This is a genomic window from Protofrankia sp. Cas8 (assembly GCF_963555845.1).
GTDB lineage: Bacteria > Actinomycetota > Actinomycetes > Frankiales > Frankiaceae > Protofrankia.
In genome coordinates, this window is record NZ_CAUVXI010000043.1 from 29,194 (window position 1) to 31,162 (window position 1,969).

Annotated in this window: 1 protein-coding gene and 1 pseudogene; both read right to left on the reverse strand. The window is 71.6% G+C overall.

The window, feature by feature from the left end:
• A pseudogene (locus tag U9977_RS09180) lies at positions 1 to 548 on the reverse strand (phage tail sheath protein); the annotation flags it as partial.
• 67 nt (positions 549 to 615) lie between these two features.
• Positions 616 to 1,764 carry a hypothetical protein gene (locus tag U9977_RS09185; protein ID WP_322748777.1) on the reverse strand — a complete coding sequence of 383 codons (1,149 nt, stop codon included), beginning with the start codon at positions 1,762 to 1,764 and terminating at the stop codon, positions 616 to 618.
• Positions 1,765 to 1,969 lie beyond the last annotated feature (205 nt).

Below are 1,969 nucleotides of genomic sequence, written 5' to 3' on the forward strand. Positions count from 1 at the left end.
GACCGCGTCACGCCGTCGGCCGCGGTGAACAGCTGCACCCGGTTGCGGGCGCTTTCCAGCACGGGCGTGTGCAGCAGGGACGCCGAGGTGGCGCCGGTGTGCTTCTCCGGGCCGACGAAGGCCGGCGAGTCGGCTGTCAGCACCTGCACGAGCAGTTCGTTTCCCCACGTACCCGGGGAACTCGCCGTGAGCACGACGCTCTCGCCGCCGGCCGACGCGAGCGTGTAGGTCGCGGCGGCGGCTACGGGCGCACCGTGGCTGTCCACCGCGGACACCCGGACCGCAATGATCGAGGTCGCGCCGTGTGCGGCCGCGATCTCGATGGCCCGTACAAGGGTCAGCTCGTTGCTTTCGCCATCCACCCAGGGGTCGTAGGGGCCGAAGCGTTCGCGGGCGTCGAGGAAGCCGCCGACCGCGACGGGTGTGTCAAGCGCTCCCCTACCAGCGGTGCCCACGACGCCGACCGTCCCGACGGTCACCCGCCCCGGGACGATCAACCCCTCCGGACGCACCTCGATGTAGGTGCCGGGCAACACCATCTCAGCCATGCCTTGTTCTCCTTCTCAGCATGCTTCGTTCTCCTTCCACGTCAGCCGACCACGTCAGCCGACCACGTCAGCCGAGTGCTCGTGAAGCCCGCAGGTAGACCACGGCCATGTGGTCGAGGGGCGAGGTTTCGAGGGAGATCTCCAGGCGGTCCCGGGCGCTCGGGAGCGGTATCGGCGGATCGAGGGACAGCTGCCCGACCTGGTATTCATCCGGCACCCCGTCGCCATCCCAGTCACCGAGCAGCAGGTCGTCGGCGGCATCGAAGGCAGCGACGAAGTCCGCCAGCGAGACGGAGCTCCATACGCCGTGGCGTTGCGCAGACACCGGGTCCGCAACGGCCGCGAGGAACGCCGCAAGCGTCGGATAGCCGGTCGGTGTACCGGTGGCGTCGTCGCTGGTGCGCAGCAACCGCACCCCGCCCGTAGGCGTGGGAGCCGGTAGGAAGGCCGCGATCGACAGGTGCTCGACGCTGCGCCGGCCGCGTAGCACCAGCGGGGCCGCGCCGGCCTGGTCCCACCGGACGCTGTCGCCCGTCACCGTAGTCCGCTCCTCGACGAGCGAGCCGGCCACCTCCTGGTCTGCGGCGACGGGCACCGCGGCGATCAGGCTCTCGGCGTCCGATGTCGGTGCGAGGTGATACTCGAACAGGACGTGGTAGTCGGCGGTCCGTGACCAGGCTCCGCGATCAGCCACGGCCAGCTCTCCTGCGACGCCGTCCAACTGCAGGATGCCGGCGCCCCACAGGTCCGCCCCGGCCCCGAGGATGCCGCCCTGCAGGGCTGTCATCCGCACATCCGCGGCGGCCGGGTCTGCGCCCCACACCTGGAAGCGGACGACACAGTCGATCTGACCGCCGCGCAGTTCTACCGCCGAGAACGGGCCGACTGCGTCCAGCCCGCGCAGGTTGCCCAGACCGAGCGCCCGGCCGCGCACCTGGAGCACGACGGCCGAGGGGTCGGGCAGTCCGGTGACAGGATCGAGGTAGCCCGACAGCGCCCCGACAAGCGCCGCGACAAGTGCCGCGACTGCCTGGTCGGGCGACATGATCACAGCCGGACCAGACGGTCCCGCCGCCACGCGTGCTACACCCGATCCCACCAATGGCGCAGGTCCCACAGGTCCCACCAGCGCCACCAGCGGCGCTGGTGGCGCTGGTGGCGCCGTGGCCGCGGCGGCCACCAGCGCCCGGTCGCCGCGGCGGGTGAAGCGGCTCACCGAGCACTCCGGCTCTGGTGGCCGCCCGTCGCGCGGGTTGCGTTCATGGGGCCATGCTGCAGGGGGCACCGTCACACGCCCGTCACGCCCCCGTCACCAACCGCCGGCAGGCTAGCGGCCGACCCCTGTCGACAGACCTACGGTCGTCTACGGGCGCATTCAGGGCGGGGAGGACGGCGGGGGCCGCTACGAGCGCCCGGCAATA